The following is an 18,130-nucleotide window of genomic DNA, read 5'->3' as shown; positions in this document are numbered from 1 at the left end:
GCAGACGCGTTGCGGCTGGAGTGGGCTGAAACAAGGGGACTGGAAAATGTTGAATGAATTCAAGGCGTTCATTGCGAAGGGCAATGTGCTCGACCTCGCTGTTGCCGTCATCATCGGCGGTGCGTTCGGTACGATCGTCACCTCGCTGACGCAGGACGTGATCATGCCGGTGGTCGGCGCGATCTTCGGCGGCCTCGATTTCTCCAGCCTCTTCATCCGGCTCGGCGCTGTGCCCGAAGGCTATGCCGGATCCATGACCGACTACGCCGCACTCAAGGAAGCAGGCGTGCCGATGCTGGGTTACGGCGCCTTCATCACGGCCGCGATCAACTTCCTGATCCTCGCCTTCATCATCTTTCTTCTCGTGCGCATGGCGAACCGCCTCGCCCCCAAAAAGGAAGACGCACCTGCGGCCGGCCCGAGCGAAGAGGTTCTACTCCTTCGCGAGATTCGGGATTCGCTGAAGAAATAGGCTTTGCCATTCAAAGTAAAAGGGCCGCGCGGCTGCTTCGTCACGCGGCCCTTTTTTCTTGTATCTTCTAGAAGCGTTCGCCGGAAAGCCGCTGGCAAAGCATGTCGAGCTGATCGAGGTCGCTGTAAAACAAAATCAGCTTCCCGCCTTCCCCATCGAATTCGAGACGCACACGCAGCCCGAGCTGCTCCGTGAGCTGGCCTTCGAGCGATTCGAGATCAGCGCTGCGTGCCGCTTCGCGCGGCGCAGCTTTGGTGCGGGCTGCTCGCGGTTTTTTGGCCCGTGCCTCGACCTCGCGCACCGACAGGCCCATCTGCACGACGTCGCGTGCCAGCGCCGATGGATCGGGCGCCGTGAGCAGCGCGCGCGCATGGCCCATGGTGAGCCGCCCGTCGATCAGCAGGTCGCGCACATCATCCGGCAGGTCGAGCAGGCGCACGAGGTTCGCGATGTGGCTGCGCGACTTGCCGACGATGCGGGCGATGTCTTCCTGCGTATGCCCGTAATCCTCGATGAGCCGCTTGTAGCCTTCGGCCTCTTCGATCGCATTCAGATCCTGGCGTTGAATATTTTCAACGAGTGCGACCTCGAACGCTTCTTCGTCGGTCAGGCGCCGAACGAGCACGGGCACATCATGGAGCTGCGCGGCCTGCGCTGCACGCCAGCGGCGTTCGCCCGCCACGATCTCGAACCGGCCACCATCGACGGGCCGTACGAGGATCGGCTGGAGCAAGCCCTGCCGCTTTACCGATGCAATCAGCTCGGCCTGCGCGGTTTCGTCGAAGCGGCGGCGTGGCTGCTTCGGATTGGGCGAGATCATCGCCATGGGGAGCATCTGCGCGCCCATGCTGCTGCCCGCATCGGCCGCCGGGGCCGCAGGCGTTGCTGCTCCGGCTTCGCTGCGCGGCGGCACAGCAGCGCTCCCCATTTCCTCGAGCAGGGCTGACAGGCCGCGGCCGAGCCCAGTGGGACGCTTAGGCTGAGACATAGTCAAACGCTTTCAATGAATTAAGCGGCGCGTGCATGCGGCTCGGTCCGCCCCAGAAGCTCGCGGGAGAGGTCAATATAGGCTTCCGAGCCCGCGCAGCGATGATCATAGACGAGTGCGGGAAGCCCGTGGCTTGGCGCCTCCGACAAACGGACGTTCCGCGGAATGATCGTCTCGAACACGATCTTGCCGAGCACGGCGCGCACGTCCGCTGCAACCTGTTCGGAGAGGCGGTTGCGCTTGTCGTACATCGTCAGCACCACGCCTATGATGTTGAGGCGCTGATTGTAGCCGGCGCGCACGCGTTCCACCGTGTTCAGAAGCTGGCTGAGACCTTCGAGCGCGAAGAATTCGCATTGCAGCGGCACAAGAAGCGACTGCGCAGCCACCATCGCGTTCATCGTCAGGATGCCAAGCGACGGCGGACAATCGATGATGATGTAGTCGTAGGCCTGCATCGCCGGCGCTCCCAGCGCGCTATCAAGGCGATGGATGCGGCTTTCCATCTCGACGAGTTCGACCTCCGCGCCTGACAGATCGACCGTCGAGGGGATCAGCGACAGGCGCGGGATCGCGGTGGGAACGACCGCGTCCGCTGCGCTGCAAGCACCGATCAGGACATCATAGCTCGTGCGGTGGCGCGCATTCTGGTCGACACCGACGCCGGTCGAGCTGTTGCCCTGCGGGTCGAGATCGACGATCAGCACGCGCCGCCCGGTTGCGGCGATTGCTGTCGCAACGTTGATAGCAGTGGTGGTCTTGCCGACACCGCCCTTCTGATTAGCCACCGCGATTCTGATCACCGACGCCTCCGTACACTGTGCGCCCGCACGATCCGCCCCCGCGAATCGGTAAGACTGGGAATCAATTCATGTTCGAAAACGAAGCGGTGCCTGGCTTCCGCAAGCTCGTCCTCAACCGCTGCGCCTTTCAGCAACAGCCACGCGCAGGACTTTGCAGCATAGGGTTCACCCCAGTCAAACAGCTTCGCGAGCGGCGCACACGCACGTGCGGTGATATAATCGAACTTTACGGAACCGAGCGATTCCACACGCTGATTCAACACCTTGACGTTTCGCTCCAATCCCAGCGCATCGCGTACGGTTTCAAGGAAGACCGTTTTTTTGCGAATCGAATCGACAAGCGTGACCGAATCACCCGTCATCAGCGCGATAACCATTCCGGCAAAGCCGGCCCCGCTTCCGATGTCCAGCCAGGTCGGGCGATGTGCGGCGCCTTCGCGCTCGATGAGCCGGAGAAGCTGTGCCGAATCGGCGAAATGACGGACCCAGACGTGCGGGAGCGTGGCCGGGCCGACGAGGTTGAACTTTGCCTGCCACTCGGTGAGCAGCGCGGCATACGTGTCGAGCCTCTCCAATGTTTCACGTGAAACATTGAAGGTCGCCGCGAACCACGCGCGCTGCTCATCGGGGTTTTCAGGCGGCGCGTTTGACATGGCGGAGGAGCGCGGTGAGGGCTGCGGGAGTGACGCCTGCGACACGCGCGGCCGCCCCAAGGCTGTCGGGTCGGGCACGGTTCAGTCGGTCAATCATCTCGTTCGACAAGCCGCCGATCGCTGAGTAGTCGAGTTCGTATGGCAGGCGCAGCGCCTCATCCCGACGGAAGGCTTCGATCTCGCCTGACTGCCGTTCGAGATAGACCGCGTAGCGCGCGTCGGTGTGGAGTTGCTCGGCGTGCGGCGCCGCAATCTCAGCGAGTTCGGGCCAGACCGCCATGGCGTCGCTCCATGCAATGTCGGGAAAGCGCAGCCATTCGAACGCCGATCGTGCCACCCCGTCCTGGCGCACAGTGAGTCCGGCGCGCTGCAAGTGCGCCGGTGACGCCTGGGCCGTTTCGAGAAGCGCCTTCCCCCTCGCCAGCGCCTCTGCCCGTTCACGATAACGATCCGCACGATCACCACCGAGCAAGCCGAGCCCGATGGCCTTTTCTGATAATCGCTGATCGGCGTTGTCCGCTCGCAGGTGCAGGCGATACTCGGCGCGGGACGTGAACATCCTGTAGGGCTCGCTCACGCCTTGCGTCACGAGATCGTCGATCATGACACCGATATAGGACTCAGCGCGATCAAAGGCCGTCGGCTCCCGGCTCAACGCTGACTTCGCGGCATTCAGCCCTGCGACAAGCCCCTGCCCCGCAGCCTCCTCGTAACCGGTCGTCCCGTTGATTTGGCCTGCGAAGAACAGCCGCGGGATCGCGCGGAGTTCGAGCGTCCGCGATAGCGCGCGCGGATCGATATAGTCATACTCGATCGCGTAGCCGGGCCGCGCGATCTCGACATGCTCCAGTCCGATGAGCGTGCGCAAAAACGCGATCTGCACGTCAACGGGAAGAGACGTGGAAAGCCCGTTTGGATAGATGAGCGGATCGTCGAGGCCTTCTGGTTCCAGGAAAACCTGGTGCCCATCGCGGTCTCCGAAGCGCATCACCTTGTCTTCGATCGAAGGGCAATAGCGCGGTCCCGCCCCCTCGATACGGCCACTATAGACTGCGCTCGCATGAATATTATCACGGATGATGTCGTGGGTGGCGACATTGGTGCGTGTGATTCCGCAGCTCACCTGAGGGTTCACCGCGGTGCGGGTTGAAGACGCGAAGAACGATGGCGCCTCGTCCCCGTCCTGCCAACCCACACGGGTCCAATCGATGGTCCGACCATCGAGGCGCGCGGGCGTTCCCGTCTTGAGCCGTGCCATGGGCAGGCCCAACGCGCGAAGGCGCTGCGCAAGATTTACTGAAGACGCCTCCCCGACCCGACCGCCCTCGCGCACGTCACCGCCGACATGGATGACGCCGCCGAGAAAGGTTCCGGTGGTCAGAACAACGGTGCGCGCGGCGATCGTCGCGCCATCCGATAGAATGACACCCGACACGCCATCAGGCTCCACGAGCAAATCGTCGACGCGCGCCTCCAGAACTTGCAGGCCAGTTTGTGCGTCGATCGCCCGCTGCATCGCGCGGCGATAGAGCTTCCGGTCTGCCTGTGCGCGAGGACCCTGGACCGCTGGCCCCTTGCGGCGATTGAGCAGCCGGTATTGGATCGCCGCCGCGTCGGCAGCTTCCGACATAACGCCGCCGAGCGCATCGAGTTCGCGAACGATGTGGCCCTTGCCGAGGCCGCCGATAGCCGGATTGCAGGACATCACACCGATGGTATCGCGCCCCGGCGTTACCAAAAGCGTACGCGCTCCCGCCCGCGCGGCGGCAGTCGCCGCCTCGCAACCGGCATGTCCGGCCCCGATGACGAGTACGTCGAATCGTTCCATGATGGGAGACGGACTAGCCGAATCGGCCTTTCATGTCGACGTCGTGTTTCACGTGAAACAATGCTGGCTCAGACCGTTCCAAAATGTTTCACGTGAAACATCATTTGCCAATGCAGAAGCGTCCAAACACAATATCCAGTATGTCCTCGACGCCAACGCGGCCCGTCAGACGACCCAAGGCGCGCATCGCCAGCCGCAATGATTCGGCCCGAAGCACAGCATCGTGCTCGTGAGAAGCAGCAATGAGCGCGTCCCGACACTCAGCGATTGCATCGCGCTGACGCGCGTGTGTGACCAGCGCATCCTGGCCCGCTCCCACCAACGCATCCGACCGTTCAACGAGAAGCGCTTCAAGCGCCGCGAGCCCCTCTCCCGTTGTCGCTGATACGCGCAGGCGTTCACCCACAGGGTCGGCGCGAAGATCCGCCTTCGATTCAACCACCATCGCACCTGCTGGAATCGCCGCGTCACGATCATCAGGGCCTAGCAGAAAAACCACGAGGTCCGCCTCTTCCGCGCGCTGACGAGCACGGCGGACGCCTTCAACTTCAATTGCGCCGTCAGCATCACGAAGGCCGGCCGTATCGACAAGCGTCGCAGAAACACCGCCGAGATCGAGGTGCACCTCGATAAGGTCGCGGGTGGTACCGGCTTCCGGCGAGACGATGGCAACGTCGCGCCGCGCGAGCGCATTGATCAAACTCGACTTTCCGGCATTCGGCGCGCCCAGCAGAACGATCGTGAGTCCACGCCGCAAGCGTTCGGCAAACTGGTAGTTTCCGAGATGACCTTCAATCTCCTGCACAAGCGCCATGATCTCCGGCCCCTCGCCCTCGACGAGACGCGTGCTGACGTCCTCCTCGTCCTCGCCAAAATCAAGCGCGGCTTCGGTTTCAGCAAGGATCGAAAGCAGCCGCCCATGCCAGCTTTCAGCGCGCGCGCGCAGGCCTCCCGATGCCTGCCGTAGGGCCTGACGCCGCTGCGTCTCGGTCTCCGCATCAATGAGATCGGCAAGACCCTCGGCTTCGGTCAGATCGAGCTTGCCGTTGTCGAATGCCCGTCGCGTGAATTCGCCGGGCTCAGCGGGACGCAACCCCTCGATCTCTCCCAAGGCGCGCAGCAATGCTGCAACGACCGCCGGCCCACCCGTAACGTGAAGCTCGGCAACGTCTTCCCCCGTGAAGCTCGCGGGTGCAGGAAACCACAGGACCAGCGCATCATCGATCGCTGTCAGCGCGTCCCGAAGACGCACAAGCGTTGCACGGCGCGGCGACGGCATACGCCCGCCGAGCGCCAGCAGCGCTGCGCCCGCCCCCGGGCCGGACACACGAACAACCGCGACACCGGCAGGCGGACGCCCTGACGACAGAGAGAATATCGTTTTCTTTTCAATCATTTAGAAATGACGTCATGGCGTCGGGTATTAGCCCTTCTTGCCGCTCGTGCCGCCTCCGGTCATCGCGTTCCACATCGCCTTCTGCACCTCGCCGATCCCGCTCGCCGCACTCGGCATCCAGTTGGACATCAGCCGCTCGACATCGCCTGCGGTGATGCCGTCCTTCATCAGGCCCTTCATGCGCTCGATGTAGAGATCGTGCAGCGGGCGGACGTCAGGAAGCCCCATGAACGCGCGTGCTTCTTCCGGGGAGCAGTCGATCTCGATATTCACCTTCATGGACGCCCCTCCTCTTGTGAAAGCCGCGCGGTGGCGGGTAGGTTTCTCGACGCTAAAGCATCGCGTGCCAAAGTGGGAACCGGTTTTGCGTAAAAACGACGCAATGGAAAAAGAACTGCGCATAGCCGGGGACGGAAACGAAACACTGAAGGGTTGCCATGGCTGATCCGGCCATCATCCGGGATGCGCGAGCCGACGATGACGCGGGGATCCTTGCCATCGTCAACGACGCGATCCTCAACACGACGGCGTGGTACGATCACGCGCCGTGGACCACAGAGCATGTCGCAGAATGGCGCACTGCAAAGTTGGCGACGGGATTGCCGCTCATCATTGCTGACGTCGCGAACGGCGTGGCCGGCTTCGGCACGTTCGGCCCCTTCCGCGCCAGGCAGGCTTACGCTGGAACGGCGGAACATTCCGTATATATTTCAAACACATCCCGTGGTCATGGGTATGGACGGCAGCTTCTTGAAGCACTCATCGGTCTCGCGCGCACCCGCGGACTCCACACGCTCGTCGGCGGAGTCGATTCCTTAAACGCGGGAAGCCTTGCCTTTCACCGCGCACTCGGCTTCGAGGAAGCTGGGCGGCTGCGTGAGGTCGGGCGCAAGTTCGATCGCTGGCTCACCCTCGTGTTCATGCAGAAACTGCTGTGAAGGAAAGTCCGATGGCGTATCGAATGGCGTTTCAGAAAACCGGCGGGCCGGAGGTGATCGCGCGGCAGGATTTCACGCCCGGCCCGCCCGGCCCCGGTGAACTCGCGGTGCGCCATACGGCGATTGGGGTCAACTTCATCGATACCTATCACCGCAGCGGGCTCTACCCGGTCAGCCTCCCCGCTGTGCCCGGCATCGAAGCCGCAGGCGTGGTCGAAGCGATCGGCGAGGGGGTAAACGGCTTCGCGCCCGGCGACCGCATCGGCTACTTCACCGGTAAGCCCGGCGCCTACGCCACTCACCGCAACATTCCGGCCGCGCAGGCGCTGAAGCTTCCGAATACGCTTTCCGATGAGGACGCCGCTGGCGTGATGCTGAAGGCGGCAACCACCGAATATCTCGTCGAGCGCTGCGCGCGCGTGAACGCCGGAGACGCCGCGCTCGTCCACGCGGCGGCGGGCGGTGTCGGGCTGCTGCTCGTCCAGTGGCTGAAGGCAATCGGCGTCCGCGTCGTCGCCACGGCAGGTTCCGCCGACAAGCAGACGCTCGCCCGATCGGCAGGCGCCGATGTCGTCTGCGATTACGGCGATGCCGATACCGCAGCGCGGGAGATGACCGGCGGCACCGGGGTCGACGCGGTGTTCGACGGCGTCGGCAAGGCGACGTGGGACGTATCGCTGTCGGCGCTGCGCACGCGCGGGCTCCTCGTGAGCTTCGGCAACGCCTCGGGTCCGGTAACAGGTGTCGACCTCGGCGTTCTCGCCGCAAAAGGGTCGCTCTTCGTCACGCGCCCAACAGTCGCGCACTATTACGCCACGCCCGAGGACTTCCGCGCCGGATCAGGCCGTTTCTTGGAAATGCTGGCCACCGGCAAGCTGAAAGCCGATATCCACCAGCACCGCGCGCTCACCGACGCCGCGCAGGTCCACCGCGACCTCGAGGCGCGCAAGACCACGGGCGCGACCATCATGCTGCCGGCGTAACCGTCTCGATCCGGAGCACGCGCTCCGCCCCGCTCCGATCTGGCCAGCGAATCGTCTGGCCCTCGGCGAGCCCGATGAGACCGGCGCCGACGTGCGAGAGGATCGAAAGCTTGCCGGCCACCATATCCGCATCCGGCGGGTAGACGAGTTCGACCGTACGGCGGGCGCCGCTGCCCTCGTCCACGAAATCAACGCGCGCACCCATGCGCACGACCCCTCGCGGGAGGCTTTCAACGCCGTGCACGTCGGCGCGCTCAATTTCGCGCAAGAGAAGCGCCGCCACCTCGGGAAGGCGCGCCTCCGCGGCGAGAGCGAGATCTCCAAGCCTTTCGGCTTCGGTATCGATGAGGTGAATCGGCGGACGCGATGCGTCGGTCATGGAACAGGTCTTTCTGACGGCGTTGGGAACATGGCTGAACTGCCCCGAACCCGTCGGACATGCCGTCAGGGTCCGGGGCTAGATGCCCGCCAGAAGCTGGCCTCCGCTGCAGAGGCTGCGTGAAAGACTACGCATATCCATGATGCCGATGCTGTCCCGACCCCAGACCGGTGTCAACCGCCGAACATGCTGAGCGTCATCACCCCAACGGAGGGATCGACGATGCCTTCGTAGATCATCTTGAACGCAACATAGATGATCACGAGAAGCCCGATGTAGGCGATCCAGCGATAGCGCTCGATATACTTGGCGATGATGTTCGCGGCGATGCCCATCAGCGCCACGGAGAGGACGAGACCGACGATCAGGATGCCCGGGTGGTCGCGCGCTGCGCCCGCCACTGCGAGCACGTTGTCGAGGCTCATCGAGACGTCCGCGAGCGCAACGGCCCAGGCCGCAGCGATGAAGCTCTTGGCCGGACGGATACCGGAATCCTCGTCGCCCGCAATCTCGGGAGATCCCGGAGACTGGCTGGTGCCCGCCGGATGAAGCTCCCGATACATCTTCCACGAAACCCACAGCAGCAGCAGCCCGCCCGCCAGGATGAGCCCGACGATCTGCATGAGCTGCGTGACGACAAGCGCGAACGCGATGCGCAGCACCAGCGCGGCGAGCACGCCGATTGCGATCACCTTGCGGCGCTGATCGGGCGGCAGGCCGGCTGCGAGCGCGCCCACGACGATGGCGTTGTCACCGGCGAGCACAATGTCGATCAGCAGGACCTGCGTGAAGGCAGCAAGCGCCGTCGGAGAACCGATATTGGAAAAGTCGTGGACGATGGCCGCCCAGATGTCCGCCGGACCGCCGAGGCTGCTCGCACCGGCGGCCGCGGCCGCAGAGAAAAGAAGGCTGATATCCATCGGGGCCAAACGCTCCTTCGGCTTACTGGTTCATCGCCGCGAAGAAATCGTCGTTGGTCTTGGAGTCCTTCATCTTGTCGAGCAGGAATTCCATGGCGTCGATCGTGCCCATCTGCATGAGGATACGGCGCAGCACCCACATCTTCGAAAGTTTGTCCCTCTCGACCAGGAGCTCTTCCTTGCGGGTGCCGGACTTGCCCACGTCGATCGCCGGGAAGATGCGCTTGTCGGCAACCTTGCGGTCGAGCACGATTTCGGAGTTGCCCGTGCCCTTGAACTCTTCGAAGATCACCTCGTCCATGCGGCTGCCGGTGTCGATGAGCGCAGTGGCAATGATGGAGAGCGAACCGCCCTCCTCGATGTTACGCGCGGCACCGAAGAAGCGCTTGGGGCGCTGCAGGGCGTTCGCGTCGACACCGCCTGTCAGCACCTTGCCCGACGATGGCACGACGGTGTTGTAAGCGCGGCCAAGGCGCGTGATCGAATCGAGCAGGATGACGACATCCTTCTTGTGCTCGACGAGACGTTTTGCCTTTTCTATAACCATTTCAGCGACTTGAACGTGACGCGTGGCCGGTTCGTCGAAGGTTGAGGAGACAACCTCACCCTTCACGCTGCGCTGCATGTCGGTCACTTCCTCGGGCCGCTCGTCGATCAGCAGCACGATGAGGAACACCTCGGGGTGGTTGTCGGTGATCGCCTTGGCGATGTTCTGCAGGAGGACGGTCTTACCCGTGCGCGGCGGCGCGACGATCAGCGCGCGCTGGCCTTTGCCCTGCGGCGCGATGATATCGATGACGCGTGCCGACTTGTCTTTCAGCGTCGGGTCGAGCGTGTCGAGCGTCAGCTTCTCATCGGGATAGAGCGGCGTCAGGTTATCGAAATTGACGCGGTGACGGACCTGCTCGGGATCGTCGAAGTTGATGAGCGAGAGCTTCGTCAGGGCGAAATAACGCTCGCCGTCCTTGGGACCGCGAATATCGCCGTCGACGGTGTCGCCGGTGCGCAGGCCGAATTTCCGGACCTGGTTGGGCGACACGTAGATGTCGTCCGGCCCGGCGAGATAGTTCGCTTCGGGCGAGCGCAGGAAGCCGAAGCCATCGGGCAACACCTCGATGGTGCCGCTGCCCATGATCTGCTCATCGTTGTCGGCAAGCGCTTTCAGGATCGAGAACAGCAGATCCTGCTTGCGCATCGTGGACGCGCCCTCGACGCCAAGCTCTTCGGCCATGGCAACGAGGTCGGCGGGGGTTTTTTTCTTGAGGTCTTTAAGGTGCATGACCATCGGGGGGCCTTCGGTGAATCGTGTGGTATTCGGCGCCGGGGAGATACGAGGAAAATCGAAACAAAGCCCCGCGCGGGCGCCTCAGGACGAGGACTTGGTTTTCGACTTAGGAACGCACCCCGTAGAAGTCAAGCCGATCAGAAGGGTCGGAGCACCGCAAGCAACACGACAATGATCGTGACGAGGCTCGGAAGTTCGTTCAGCATCCGAAGCCCGCGTTCGCTCACCGGCCGTTCGCCGCGCGCCATTGTCTTCGAAACACCGACGATCCAGCCATGGAATCCCGAAAACAGGAACACGATCGCGAGTTTCACCCAAAGCCAGCCGTTGCCCGCAAAGCCGAGATTGAAGGCGAGCGCGAGGCCCAGCGCCCACACGATCACCATTGCCGGGCCGACGATGATCTTGCGGAGCCGCGCGATGCGCGTCGTCCACAGCGCCTCCTCGGGGGAACCGGGCAGGGTGGGGTGCTGGTAGACGAGATAGCGCGGCAGCATGAACATGCCCGCCATCCAGAAAATCACGAAAATGATGTGGAAGGCCCGCACCCAGAGGTGCGCAGCGCCGAGCCAGCCGACCCAGCTTTCCATTCAGAGCGGCTTCCGGATCGCGGCGAGCGCGGCTTCGACATGGGCGATCGGCGTTTCCTTGTCGATGCCGTGGCCGAGGTTGAACACATGCGGGCGGCGCCCAAGCGCTTCGCGAATGCGCCGTACGGCCCCGGGAAGCGCGTCCCCGCCCGCGAGCAGCAGCAAGGGATCGAGATTGCCCTGCACCGGCAGGCCCTTCGGCAGCACCACATCCGCCCACGCGGGGTCCACGGTTTCATCGAGCCCGACAGCATCAACGCCGGTTTCGCGCGCATAGCGCGGCAGATTGCCACCCGCGCCCTTCGGGAAACCGATAACCGGCACGGAAGCGCGCGCCTTCAGCCGCTCCACGATCGCGCGTGTCGGCGCGATCACCCAGCGATCGAATTCATCGGGCGCAAGACTGCCAGACCAGCTGTCGAAGATCTGCACGGCATGGACGCCAGCAGCAATTTGACCCGCGAGATACTCCACGGTGACATCCACGATCGCGTCGATCAGCGCCGAAAAGCGTTCCGGCTCCCTGTAGGCCATCAGGCGGGCCGCCGCCTGGTCCCGGCTACCCTCGCCCGCCACCATGTAGGTCGCGACCGTCCACGGGGCCCCAGCGAAGCCAAGGAAGGTCGTTTCATCAGGAAGCGCGGCGGCAACCTTCCGAACCGTTTCGTAAATCGCATCGAGGTGATGCGGCGCTCCGCTTAAATCCTCCAGGCGTGCATTCGCGAGCGGCGGCGCAAGCTGAGGTCCTTCGCCTGCCGTGAACGTCAGCGCCTGGCCCATCGCGTGGGGTACGATCAAAATGTCCGAAAACAGGATTGCGCCGTCGAATCCGAAGCGCCGGATCGGCTGCAGGGTGATCTCCGCCGCAGCCTCGCTGTCGTACACGAGCGCGAGGAAACCGCCCTTATCGGCCCGAAGCGCGCGATACTCCGGCAGATAGCGCCCCGCCTGACGCATGAACCACACCGGCGGCACAGCCTGCCGTTCACCGTTCAGCACTGCGAGCAAGGACCGGAACCCCATATCTCTTCTCTTATAAATATATAGAAATGGTTTTGGTTGATTGTTGGGCTGGGGATAACGGGGTTTCCTGTGAAGTCCACAGGCAAGCATGACGCAGGCCGTCGAAGCATCGCGCGGGTTTGCATCGCGCAGCCCAACTTATCCACCGGATTCACAGGAAGTGTTTTGGAGTATCCACCTGGGGATGATTTGCCGTTGCCGCCCGGCGGGAGGATGAACGACCACCCGCTTGCCGGTTATCCCGTGAGTCCTTAATCGAGTCGTCCGGGGGCTTATCCACAACCGCGCGGCAGGAGGCGACACATGCGGCTGCACTTGCATCTCGTTTCCGATTCGACCGGCGAAACCCTTGAATCGGTTGCGAAAGCCGGCCTCGCGCAGTTCGAGGACGTCGAGACGATCAAGCATTTCTGGCCGCTCGTCCGTTCCAGGGGCCACCTCGATCGCGTGCTGATGGATATTGCGAGCCGCCCCGGTCTCGTGCTGTTCACGCTCGTCAACGCCGATATGCGCACCCACCTCGAGGCGCGGTGCCGGGCGATGGGGCTGCCTGCGGTCGGCGTGCTTGATCCGGTGATCGAAGGTCTACAGGCGGTTCTGGGCCAGCGCGCCGCCGCGCGGCCCGGCCGCCAGCACCAGATGGACGAGGCGTATTTCCGCCGCGTCGCGGCCATCGACTACACGATGAACCACGACGACGGGCAGGGCGCCGACAATTGGGAAGAGGCCGATATTCTGCTGATCGGCGTCTCACGCACATCGAAGACGCCGACCTCGATCTATCTTGCGAACCGCGGATACAAGACCGCGAACCTGCCGCTGGTGCCCACGAGCCGCCCGCCTGAGCAGCTTTTCCGTTTGTCGAAGCCGATGGTCGTCGGCCTCACCACCAACCCCGACCGTCTGGTGCAGGTGCGCCGCAACCGGCTGCTCAGCCTCGCGCAGGCGCCCGAGACCGCCTATGTCGACATGGATGAGGTGACCAAGGAGGTCGCCGCGGCGCGGCGGCTTTGCGCCGACAACAGCTGGCCGGTGATCGACGTATCGCGCCGTTCGATCGAGGAGTCGGCGGCGGCAATCATCAATCTTTACAACGAGCGCGCCGAGGCGCGTGCCAACGGTTCGGCGGCATGACGTCACTCGTTCTCGCGTCGACGAGCGCGTCACGGCAGGCGATGCTGACGGCGGCGGGTGTGCCGTTCGAAGCGCTGGCGCCGATGGTCGACGAGGCTGAACTGAAGCGTGCGCTTCTGTCCGAAGGCGCGGACGCACGCCGGGTGGCGGATGCGCTTGCCGAAGCCAAGGCCGTGAAGATCTCGCGCAAGATCCCTTCTGCGCTGGTGCTCGGCAGCGACTCGGTCGTCGCGCTCGACGACGGTACGATGATCGACAAGGCACCCGACCGCGAAACGCTTGCCGCGCAGCTCCGCAGCTTGCGCGGCCGCACGCACCGGCTGGTGTCCGCAGCCGTCGTGGCGGAGAACGGCATCGCCGTGTGGCGGTTCGTCGGCGTGGCGAAACTCACGATGCGGGACTTTTCGAACGCGTTCCTCGATGCCTATCTCGATACCTGCGGAGACGTCCTGCTGGGGTCGGTGGGCGGCTATCATATAGAGGGACAGGGTGCGCAGCTTTTCGCGCGTGTCGACGGCGACCAGTTCACGATCCGCGGCCTGCCTCTCCTCGCCGTGCTCGATTATCTCAGAACCCGCAGCGTGATGCCGATATGACCGTGCCCTATGCCGAGGTGATCGGCGATCCGATCAGCCACTCAAAATCGCCGCTCATCCACAAATTCTGGCTAGATCGGCTCGGGATCGTCGCCGACTACCGCCGCGCGCACGTGAAGCCCGAAGAGCTCGCTGCCTACATCGAAGCCCGCCGGGGCGACCCGCACTGGCGCGGGTGCAACGTCACGATTCCGCACAAGATCTCGGTGATGGATCATGTCGCTGACCCCGGCGGCGTCCGCGCGAGCATCGGCGCGATGAACACGATCGCACGCGCCGAAGACTGCACGCTGTTCGGCACGAACACGGACGCCGGCGGTTTCTTCGCGCCGATCGCGGACCTCGATCTCGAAGGCCGGCCGGTTGCGGTCGTCGGCGCGGGCGGCGCGGCGCGCGCGGTCCTCTTTGCCTTGTCCAAGGCGAAGGTCGGGCCTGTTACGGTGCTGAACCGCAGCCCGCTGAAGGCGATGGGGCTGCTGGCCGCGTTCGGCCTCAAGGGGTCGGCGAAGCCGCTCGACGCCTCACTTCCCGAAGCCGCGCTGCTGGTGAACGCAAGCGCGCTCGGCATGACCGGGCAACCGCCGCTCGATCTTGATCTCTCACCGCTTGCTGACGATGCCGTCGTCTACGACATCGTCTACAGCCCGCTTGAAACCGGGCTTCTCAAGGCTGCGGAGGCGCGCGGCCTTGAAACCGTGGACGGCCTCGAAATGCTGATCGGTCAGGCCGCCATCGCCTTTTCGCTGTTTTTCGGCGCGCCTCCGCCCGAAGGCTGCGAGGACGCGTTGAAGGCGCTGCTCACACAATGATCGTTCTGGGTCTCACCGGCTCAATCGGCATGGGAAAGTCGACCGTCGCAGCAATGTTGCGGCGCGCGGGCGTACCCGTGTTCGATGCCGATGCCGAGGTGCACCGGCTGCAGGGCCCCGGTGGCGCGGCGATCGAAGCGATCGAGGCAGCGTTCCCAGGTACGACCGGCCCCCAGGGTGTCGACCGCCCGAAACTCGGCGCAGCCGTGTTCGGCAACACTGAAGCCCGCCGCCGCCTGGAAAAAATCGTGCATCCGCTGGTGCGGGAGGCGCAGCAGGCGTTTCTGGCCGAGGCGCGGCAAAACCGCGCGGCGATCGTCGCGCTCGATATTCCCCTCCTCTTCGAAGGCGGCGGCCACGCGCATGTCGACGCCACCGTTGTCGTGTCCGCGCCTGCGCATGTGCAGCGGCGGCGCGTGCTGGCGCGGCCGGGAATGAGCCGCGAAAAGTTCGCCGCGATCCTTGCCACGCAGATGCGCGATCGTGAAAAGCGCCGCCGTGCGGATTTCGTGATCGATACAGGGCAGAGCCTGCGCGAAACGCGGGCCGAAATCTATCATCTCGTCTCTTGTCTCAGGCGTCATGGAGTCCGATATTGCAAGTCATGCGTGAGGTCATCTTCGACACCGAGACGACGGGTCTCGACCCGTCGGACGGGCATCGCATCTGCGAGATCGGCTGCGTCGAACTCGTCGGCCGCATCGAAACGGGGCGCTCGTTCCACGCGTACATAAATCCGTGCCGCCCGATGCCCGCCGAGGCAGAGGCCGTGCACGGGCTTTCCGACAAGTTCCTCGCCGACAAGCCGACGTTTGCAACGATTGCCGCTGAATTCATGGCCTTTATCGGCGATGCACGGCTCATCGCGCACAATGCCGAGTTCGATCGGCGTTTCATCAACTGGGAACTGCGCAACTGCGGCCACGATCAGATCCCGATCGAGCGGGTCGATGACACGCTGACGATGGCGCGCAAGAAGTTTCCCGGCGCGAAGCATTCGCTCGATGCGCTCTGCACGCGTTTCAGTATCGATCTGACCGCGCGCGACAAGCACGGCGCGCTGCTCGATGCCCAGCTGCTTTCGCGTGTCTATGTAGAGCTCATGGGCGGCCGGCAGATCGGCATGTCGCTCGGCCAGGCGGCCACGCATGAGGAAACGGTTGCGGTTCGCGTCGAACGCAGCTACGTGGCGCCCCGCCCGCACGCCGCGACGCCTGAAGAGCTGGCGCGGCACGCTGCCTTCCTGAAGCTGCTGAAAAATCCGCTGTGGGAGCAGACGGGCACGGGTTGAGTTTTGTGTTGGGGTGGGATGCGCCGAAGGGCGTATCCTGTAAGCGTTTACTGCCATCGCCCGGCAAACCGGCGGGCGAGGCCAAAAAGAAAGGATGGACCGAAATGGATATCCGCGTTTCCGGTCAGCAGATCGATGTCGGCGCTTCGCTGACAACGCATATCGAAACCACGCTCGGCGCGATGGTGCAGAAGTATGGGGTGCGCGCCACCGGCGCGAACGTCACGCTGAAGCCGGGTCCGCACGATGCCGGATTCGTCTGCGATATCCTGATGCAACTGACGCAGGGCCTCGTGTTGAAAGCGTCGGACCGCGCGATGCACACCGCGCAGCTCGGCTTCGACGGCGCAGCCGAAAAGATTGACAAGCAGATGCGCCGCTACAAGCGCAGGCTTGAGGATCACCACCGGCTGAACGGCGTGAAGGATATCGCCTTCGATGCCGAATACCGCGTGCTGCGCGCTGCCGATGAAGAGGTGGAAGACACCGGCGAGAGCGCCGACAACCCTCTCATCGTGGCCGAAACCCGCGTCGACATTCCCGACGCCAGCGTCTCCGATGCGGTGATGATGCTCGATCTGCGGCACACCGGCGCGCTGATGTTCCGCAACAGCCGCACGGGCGCCTACAACATGGTGTACCGCCGCGAAGACGGGCACATCGGCTGGGTCGAACCGCCCGCCGCCTGAGCGGCGGCGCGTTAACGGCCCTTCCAGACGGTTTGGGGTATAAGCTCAGCCATGTTCGATCTCGTCACACCGCGAACAGTCCACACAGGACTCCGCGCCGGCAACAAGAAGGCACTGCTTCAGCAGCTTGCCACGCTTGCCGCGCCGGTTGTTGGTGTGCCCGAAGCGCGACTCATGGAGGTCCTGCTGGAGCGCGAGCGCCTGGGCTCCACAGGGCTCGGCGGCGGTATTGCCGTGCCACATGCACGACTTCCTGAACTCAAGAGCGTGCAGGGCCTGTTCGCGAAACTCGATCCGCCGATCGAGTTCGAAGCGATCGACCGTCAGCCCGTCGATCTCGTGTTCATGTTGCTCGCGCCCGAGGATGCCGGCGCAGATCATTTGAAGGCGCTGGCGCAGATCAGTCGCATGTTCCGCGACCGTCGCCTCGTCGATAAACTGCGCGGCACCAACAATAGTGATGCTCTTTACGCGCTTTTAAGCGGAGTCGGGCATAGCGAAGCGGCATGAGCATCGAAGTCACCCCGGCTGAAGGCAAAGCGGCGCGCCTCGCGGGCCGCCGTCAGGTCGTGTTCAAGGGCGAGGTTCGCCTGATCGACCGGCAGTTCGGGTGCATTGTGCGTGACATATCGACAAGCGGTGCGCGCATCGCCTGCAAGCAGATGCTGGCGAAGGGCACCGCGCTTCACCTGTTCCTCCCCAAATACGGCACGTTTCCGTGCCTTGTCGCATGGGCGGACCAGGGGCTGATGGGCCTTGTCTTCGTCGATGGCGATTCGGGCGGGCTGCAGCGGCTGGGTGACAAGGCGCGCATGTTGGGCCTGCTCGATGCCAAGCCGGATCAGCCTAGACACGCCGCGGCCGCAAGCGCCTGATCGGCGCGGATGCGAATCAAAACGGACATATGGGTCGGCGCGCTTCGCCGACGCGTCGAGGCTGCGGGCGGATTCGCGACCGTCATTGCCAAGGGCGAGCCTGATTCGGGTGCCGTTCTGCTTCTGCTGCGCGAGTCTTCCGGTACGATAACGGCGCTTTCCCGCGTGAATATGGGAGACGGCAAGGTCTCGTGGCAGCCGATCTTTGAAAACCGCGAAGAGCGCGATCCCGCTGCACAAGAAGCGCTGGAAAAGCGCAGGAAATTCGATCCCGATCTGTGGATCGTCGAACTGGATATCGAGAATCCAGGGCGCTTTGTCGACAAAGATTAACAACTTCTTGACTTTCGACTGTCCGGAAGGCAATCCGCACCGCGAAATGATTATGCGCCGAGCCTTCTGGGCTGGTGCTGATGTTGAACTCCCGGCGCTGGCGGCCTGATTTTCGGCCCCGCTCGTCCCCTTGGACGGCCCCGGA

22 protein-coding genes and 1 pseudogene are annotated in these 18,130 nt (G+C 63.8%); 12 read left to right on the top strand and 11 right to left on the bottom strand.

The features are described from left to right. The first annotated feature begins 46 nt into the window (after positions 1-46). Complete coding sequence (gene mscL, locus AAC014_RS01730) at positions 47-472, top strand: large conductance mechanosensitive channel protein MscL (RefSeq protein ID WP_339703430.1); 426 nt, start codon at positions 47-49, stop codon at positions 470-472. A 67-nt stretch (positions 473-539) separates the two neighbouring features. Here mscL and AAC014_RS01725 read toward each other — a convergent pair whose 3' ends face one another. From AAC014_RS01725 to AAC014_RS01700, 6 genes are all read right to left on the bottom strand, one after another. Continuing rightward, positions 540-1,460, bottom strand: a complete 921-nt coding sequence (locus AAC014_RS01725) for a ParB/RepB/Spo0J family partition protein (protein WP_339703427.1) — start codon at positions 1,458-1,460, stop codon at positions 540-542. Between the two features lie 20 nt (positions 1,461-1,480). Beyond that, the gene (locus AAC014_RS01720) at positions 1,481-2,263 is read right to left on the bottom strand and encodes an AAA family ATPase (RefSeq protein ID WP_339703424.1); all 783 of its coding nucleotides are present in this window, start codon (positions 2,261-2,263) and stop codon (positions 1,481-1,483) included. Next, the gene (rsmG, locus tag AAC014_RS01715) at positions 2,260-2,916 is read right to left on the bottom strand and encodes a 16S rRNA (guanine(527)-N(7))-methyltransferase RsmG (protein ID WP_339703421.1); all 657 of its coding nucleotides are present in this window, start codon (positions 2,914-2,916) and stop codon (positions 2,260-2,262) included. The genes AAC014_RS01720 and rsmG overlap by 4 nt, the downstream gene beginning before the upstream one ends. After that, entirely contained in the window at positions 2,897-4,747 is a 1,851-nt protein-coding gene (gene mnmG, locus AAC014_RS01710; RefSeq protein ID WP_339703963.1) for a tRNA uridine-5-carboxymethylaminomethyl(34) synthesis enzyme MnmG, read from the bottom strand. Before mnmG ends, rsmG begins: the two co-directional genes overlap by 20 nt. Positions 4,748-4,844: 97 nt before the next feature. Further along, positions 4,845-6,140: a tRNA uridine-5-carboxymethylaminomethyl(34) synthesis GTPase MnmE gene (mnmE, locus tag AAC014_RS01705; RefSeq protein ID WP_339703418.1), complete on the bottom strand. Its 1,296-nt coding sequence runs from the start codon at positions 6,138-6,140 to the stop codon at positions 4,845-4,847. A 27-nt stretch (positions 6,141-6,167) separates the two neighbouring features. Next, positions 6,168-6,419 (bottom strand): DUF6489 family protein, encoded by a 252-nt coding sequence (locus AAC014_RS01700; RefSeq protein ID WP_339703415.1) that lies wholly within the window; start codon positions 6,417-6,419, stop codon positions 6,168-6,170. A 158-nt stretch (positions 6,420-6,577) separates the two neighbouring features. Here AAC014_RS01700 and AAC014_RS01695 point away from each other — a divergent pair, with 158 nt between their 5' ends. Beyond that, positions 6,578-7,078, top strand: a complete 501-nt coding sequence (locus AAC014_RS01695; RefSeq protein WP_339703413.1) for an N-acetyltransferase family protein — start codon at positions 6,578-6,580, stop codon at positions 7,076-7,078. Positions 7,079-7,089: 11 nt separating this feature from the next. Further along, a complete protein-coding gene (locus AAC014_RS01690) occupies positions 7,090-8,061 on the top strand; it encodes a quinone oxidoreductase (protein WP_339703409.1) in 972 nt (323 codons plus the stop codon). Here AAC014_RS01690 and rnk read toward each other — a convergent pair. The 5 genes from rnk to hemE form a co-directional block, all read right to left on the bottom strand. Next, positions 8,045-8,440, bottom strand: coding sequence for a nucleoside diphosphate kinase regulator (gene rnk, locus AAC014_RS01685; protein ID WP_339703406.1), 396 nt, complete (start codon positions 8,438-8,440; stop codon positions 8,045-8,047). The two genes, AAC014_RS01690 and rnk, sit on opposite strands and share 17 nt — an antisense overlap. Before the next feature lie 173 nt (positions 8,441-8,613). Continuing rightward, positions 8,614-9,360, bottom strand: coding sequence for a YjbE family putative metal transport protein (locus AAC014_RS01680; protein WP_293779636.1), 747 nt, complete (start codon positions 9,358-9,360; stop codon positions 8,614-8,616). A gap of 22 nt (positions 9,361-9,382) precedes the next feature. Beyond that, positions 9,383-10,639 (bottom strand): transcription termination factor Rho, encoded by a 1,257-nt coding sequence (gene rho / locus AAC014_RS01675; protein ID WP_339703961.1) that lies wholly within the window; start codon positions 10,637-10,639, stop codon positions 9,383-9,385. A gap of 143 nt (positions 10,640-10,782) precedes the next feature. Next, positions 10,783-11,235: a CopD family protein gene (locus AAC014_RS01670; RefSeq protein ID WP_339703399.1), complete on the bottom strand. Its 453-nt coding sequence runs from the start codon at positions 11,233-11,235 to the stop codon at positions 10,783-10,785. Next, positions 11,236-12,258 carry a uroporphyrinogen decarboxylase gene (gene hemE, locus AAC014_RS01665; RefSeq protein WP_339703396.1) on the bottom strand — a complete coding sequence of 341 codons (1,023 nt, stop codon included), beginning with the start codon at positions 12,256-12,258 and terminating at the stop codon, positions 11,236-11,238. A 303-nt stretch (positions 12,259-12,561) separates the two neighbouring features. Between hemE and AAC014_RS01660 the strand changes: the two genes are divergently transcribed. From AAC014_RS01660 to AAC014_RS01620, 9 genes and pseudogenes are all read left to right on the top strand, one after another. Further along, positions 12,562-13,392: a pyruvate, water dikinase regulatory protein gene (locus tag AAC014_RS01660; protein ID WP_339703393.1), complete on the top strand. Its 831-nt coding sequence runs from the start codon at positions 12,562-12,564 to the stop codon at positions 13,390-13,392. Next, positions 13,389-13,988 (top strand): Maf family protein, encoded by a 600-nt coding sequence (locus tag AAC014_RS01655; RefSeq protein WP_339703390.1) that lies wholly within the window; start codon positions 13,389-13,391, stop codon positions 13,986-13,988. Before AAC014_RS01660 ends, AAC014_RS01655 begins: the two co-directional genes overlap by 4 nt. Then, complete coding sequence (locus AAC014_RS01650) at positions 13,985-14,797, top strand: shikimate dehydrogenase (protein WP_339703387.1); 813 nt, start codon at positions 13,985-13,987, stop codon at positions 14,795-14,797. Before AAC014_RS01655 ends, AAC014_RS01650 begins: the two co-directional genes overlap by 4 nt. Further along, positions 14,794-15,372 (top strand): annotated as a pseudogene (coaE, locus tag AAC014_RS01645) (dephospho-CoA kinase); the annotation flags it as partial. The gene AAC014_RS01650 and the pseudogene coaE, both read left to right, overlap by 4 nt. A 29-nt stretch (positions 15,373-15,401) precedes the next feature. Next, entirely contained in the window at positions 15,402-16,088 is a 687-nt protein-coding gene (dnaQ, locus tag AAC014_RS01640) for a DNA polymerase III subunit epsilon (RefSeq protein ID WP_339703384.1), read from the top strand. 104 nt (positions 16,089-16,192) lie between these two features. Then, positions 16,193-16,777 (top strand): ribosome-associated translation inhibitor RaiA, encoded by a 585-nt coding sequence (gene raiA, locus AAC014_RS01635; protein WP_339703381.1) that lies wholly within the window; start codon positions 16,193-16,195, stop codon positions 16,775-16,777. Between the two features lie 51 nt (positions 16,778-16,828). After that, positions 16,829-17,287, top strand: a complete 459-nt coding sequence (ptsN, locus tag AAC014_RS01630) for a PTS IIA-like nitrogen regulatory protein PtsN (protein WP_339703377.1) — start codon at positions 16,829-16,831, stop codon at positions 17,285-17,287. Continuing rightward, positions 17,284-17,652, top strand: a complete 369-nt coding sequence (locus AAC014_RS01625; RefSeq protein ID WP_339703374.1) for a PilZ domain-containing protein — start codon at positions 17,284-17,286, stop codon at positions 17,650-17,652. Before ptsN ends, AAC014_RS01625 begins: the two co-directional genes overlap by 4 nt. Before the next feature lie 9 nt (positions 17,653-17,661). Further along, a complete protein-coding gene (locus tag AAC014_RS01620) occupies positions 17,662-17,985 on the top strand; it encodes a DUF1491 family protein (protein WP_339703371.1) in 324 nt (107 codons plus the stop codon). Positions 17,986-18,130 lie beyond the last annotated feature (145 nt).

It is taken from the genome of uncultured Sphingosinicella sp. (genome assembly GCF_963974575.1).
In the GTDB taxonomy this organism is placed as follows: Bacteria; Pseudomonadota; Alphaproteobacteria; order Sphingomonadales; family Sphingomonadaceae; genus Sphingosinicella.
The sequence above is the reverse complement of the archived record's forward strand: the minus strand, read 5'-3'. Positions and strand labels throughout refer to the sequence as shown.

Coding starts and splice junctions, on each gene's coding strand:
- mscL (WP_339703430.1), top strand. CDS start 47: ATGTTGAATGAATTCAAGGCGTTCATTGCGAAGGGCAATGTGCTCGAC.
- AAC014_RS01725 (WP_339703427.1), bottom strand. CDS start 1,460: ATGTCTCAGCCTAAGCGTCCCACTGGGCTCGGCCGCGGCCTGTCAGCC.
- rsmG (WP_339703421.1), bottom strand. CDS start 2,916: ATGTCAAACGCGCCGCCTGAAAACCCCGATGAGCAGCGCGCGTGGTTC.
- mnmE (WP_339703418.1), bottom strand. CDS start 6,140: ATGATTGAAAAGAAAACGATATTCTCTCTGTCGTCAGGGCGTCCGCCT.
- AAC014_RS01700 (WP_339703415.1), bottom strand. CDS start 6,419: ATGAAGGTGAATATCGAGATCGACTGCTCCCCGGAAGAAGCACGCGCG.
- AAC014_RS01695 (WP_339703413.1), top strand. CDS start 6,578: ATGGCTGATCCGGCCATCATCCGGGATGCGCGAGCCGACGATGACGCG.
- AAC014_RS01690 (WP_339703409.1), top strand. CDS start 7,090: ATGGCGTATCGAATGGCGTTTCAGAAAACCGGCGGGCCGGAGGTGATC.
- rnk (WP_339703406.1), bottom strand. CDS start 8,440: ATGACCGACGCATCGCGTCCGCCGATTCACCTCATCGATACCGAAGCC.
- AAC014_RS01680 (WP_293779636.1), bottom strand. CDS start 9,360: ATGGATATCAGCCTTCTTTTCTCTGCGGCCGCGGCCGCCGGTGCGAGC.
- rho (WP_339703961.1), bottom strand. CDS start 10,639: ATGCACCTTAAAGACCTCAAGAAAAAAACCCCCGCCGACCTCGTTGCC.
- AAC014_RS01670 (WP_339703399.1), bottom strand. CDS start 11,235: ATGGAAAGCTGGGTCGGCTGGCTCGGCGCTGCGCACCTCTGGGTGCGG.
- hemE (WP_339703396.1), bottom strand. CDS start 12,258: ATGGGGTTCCGGTCCTTGCTCGCAGTGCTGAACGGTGAACGGCAGGCT.
- AAC014_RS01660 (WP_339703393.1), top strand. CDS start 12,562: ATGCGGCTGCACTTGCATCTCGTTTCCGATTCGACCGGCGAAACCCTT.
- AAC014_RS01655 (WP_339703390.1), top strand. CDS start 13,389: ATGACGTCACTCGTTCTCGCGTCGACGAGCGCGTCACGGCAGGCGATG.
- AAC014_RS01650 (WP_339703387.1), top strand. CDS start 13,985: ATGACCGTGCCCTATGCCGAGGTGATCGGCGATCCGATCAGCCACTCA.
- dnaQ (WP_339703384.1), top strand. CDS start 15,402: ATGCGTGAGGTCATCTTCGACACCGAGACGACGGGTCTCGACCCGTCG.
- raiA (WP_339703381.1), top strand. CDS start 16,193: ATGGATATCCGCGTTTCCGGTCAGCAGATCGATGTCGGCGCTTCGCTG.
- ptsN (WP_339703377.1), top strand. CDS start 16,829: ATGTTCGATCTCGTCACACCGCGAACAGTCCACACAGGACTCCGCGCC.
- AAC014_RS01625 (WP_339703374.1), top strand. CDS start 17,284: ATGAGCATCGAAGTCACCCCGGCTGAAGGCAAAGCGGCGCGCCTCGCG.
- AAC014_RS01620 (WP_339703371.1), top strand. CDS start 17,662: ATGCGAATCAAAACGGACATATGGGTCGGCGCGCTTCGCCGACGCGTC.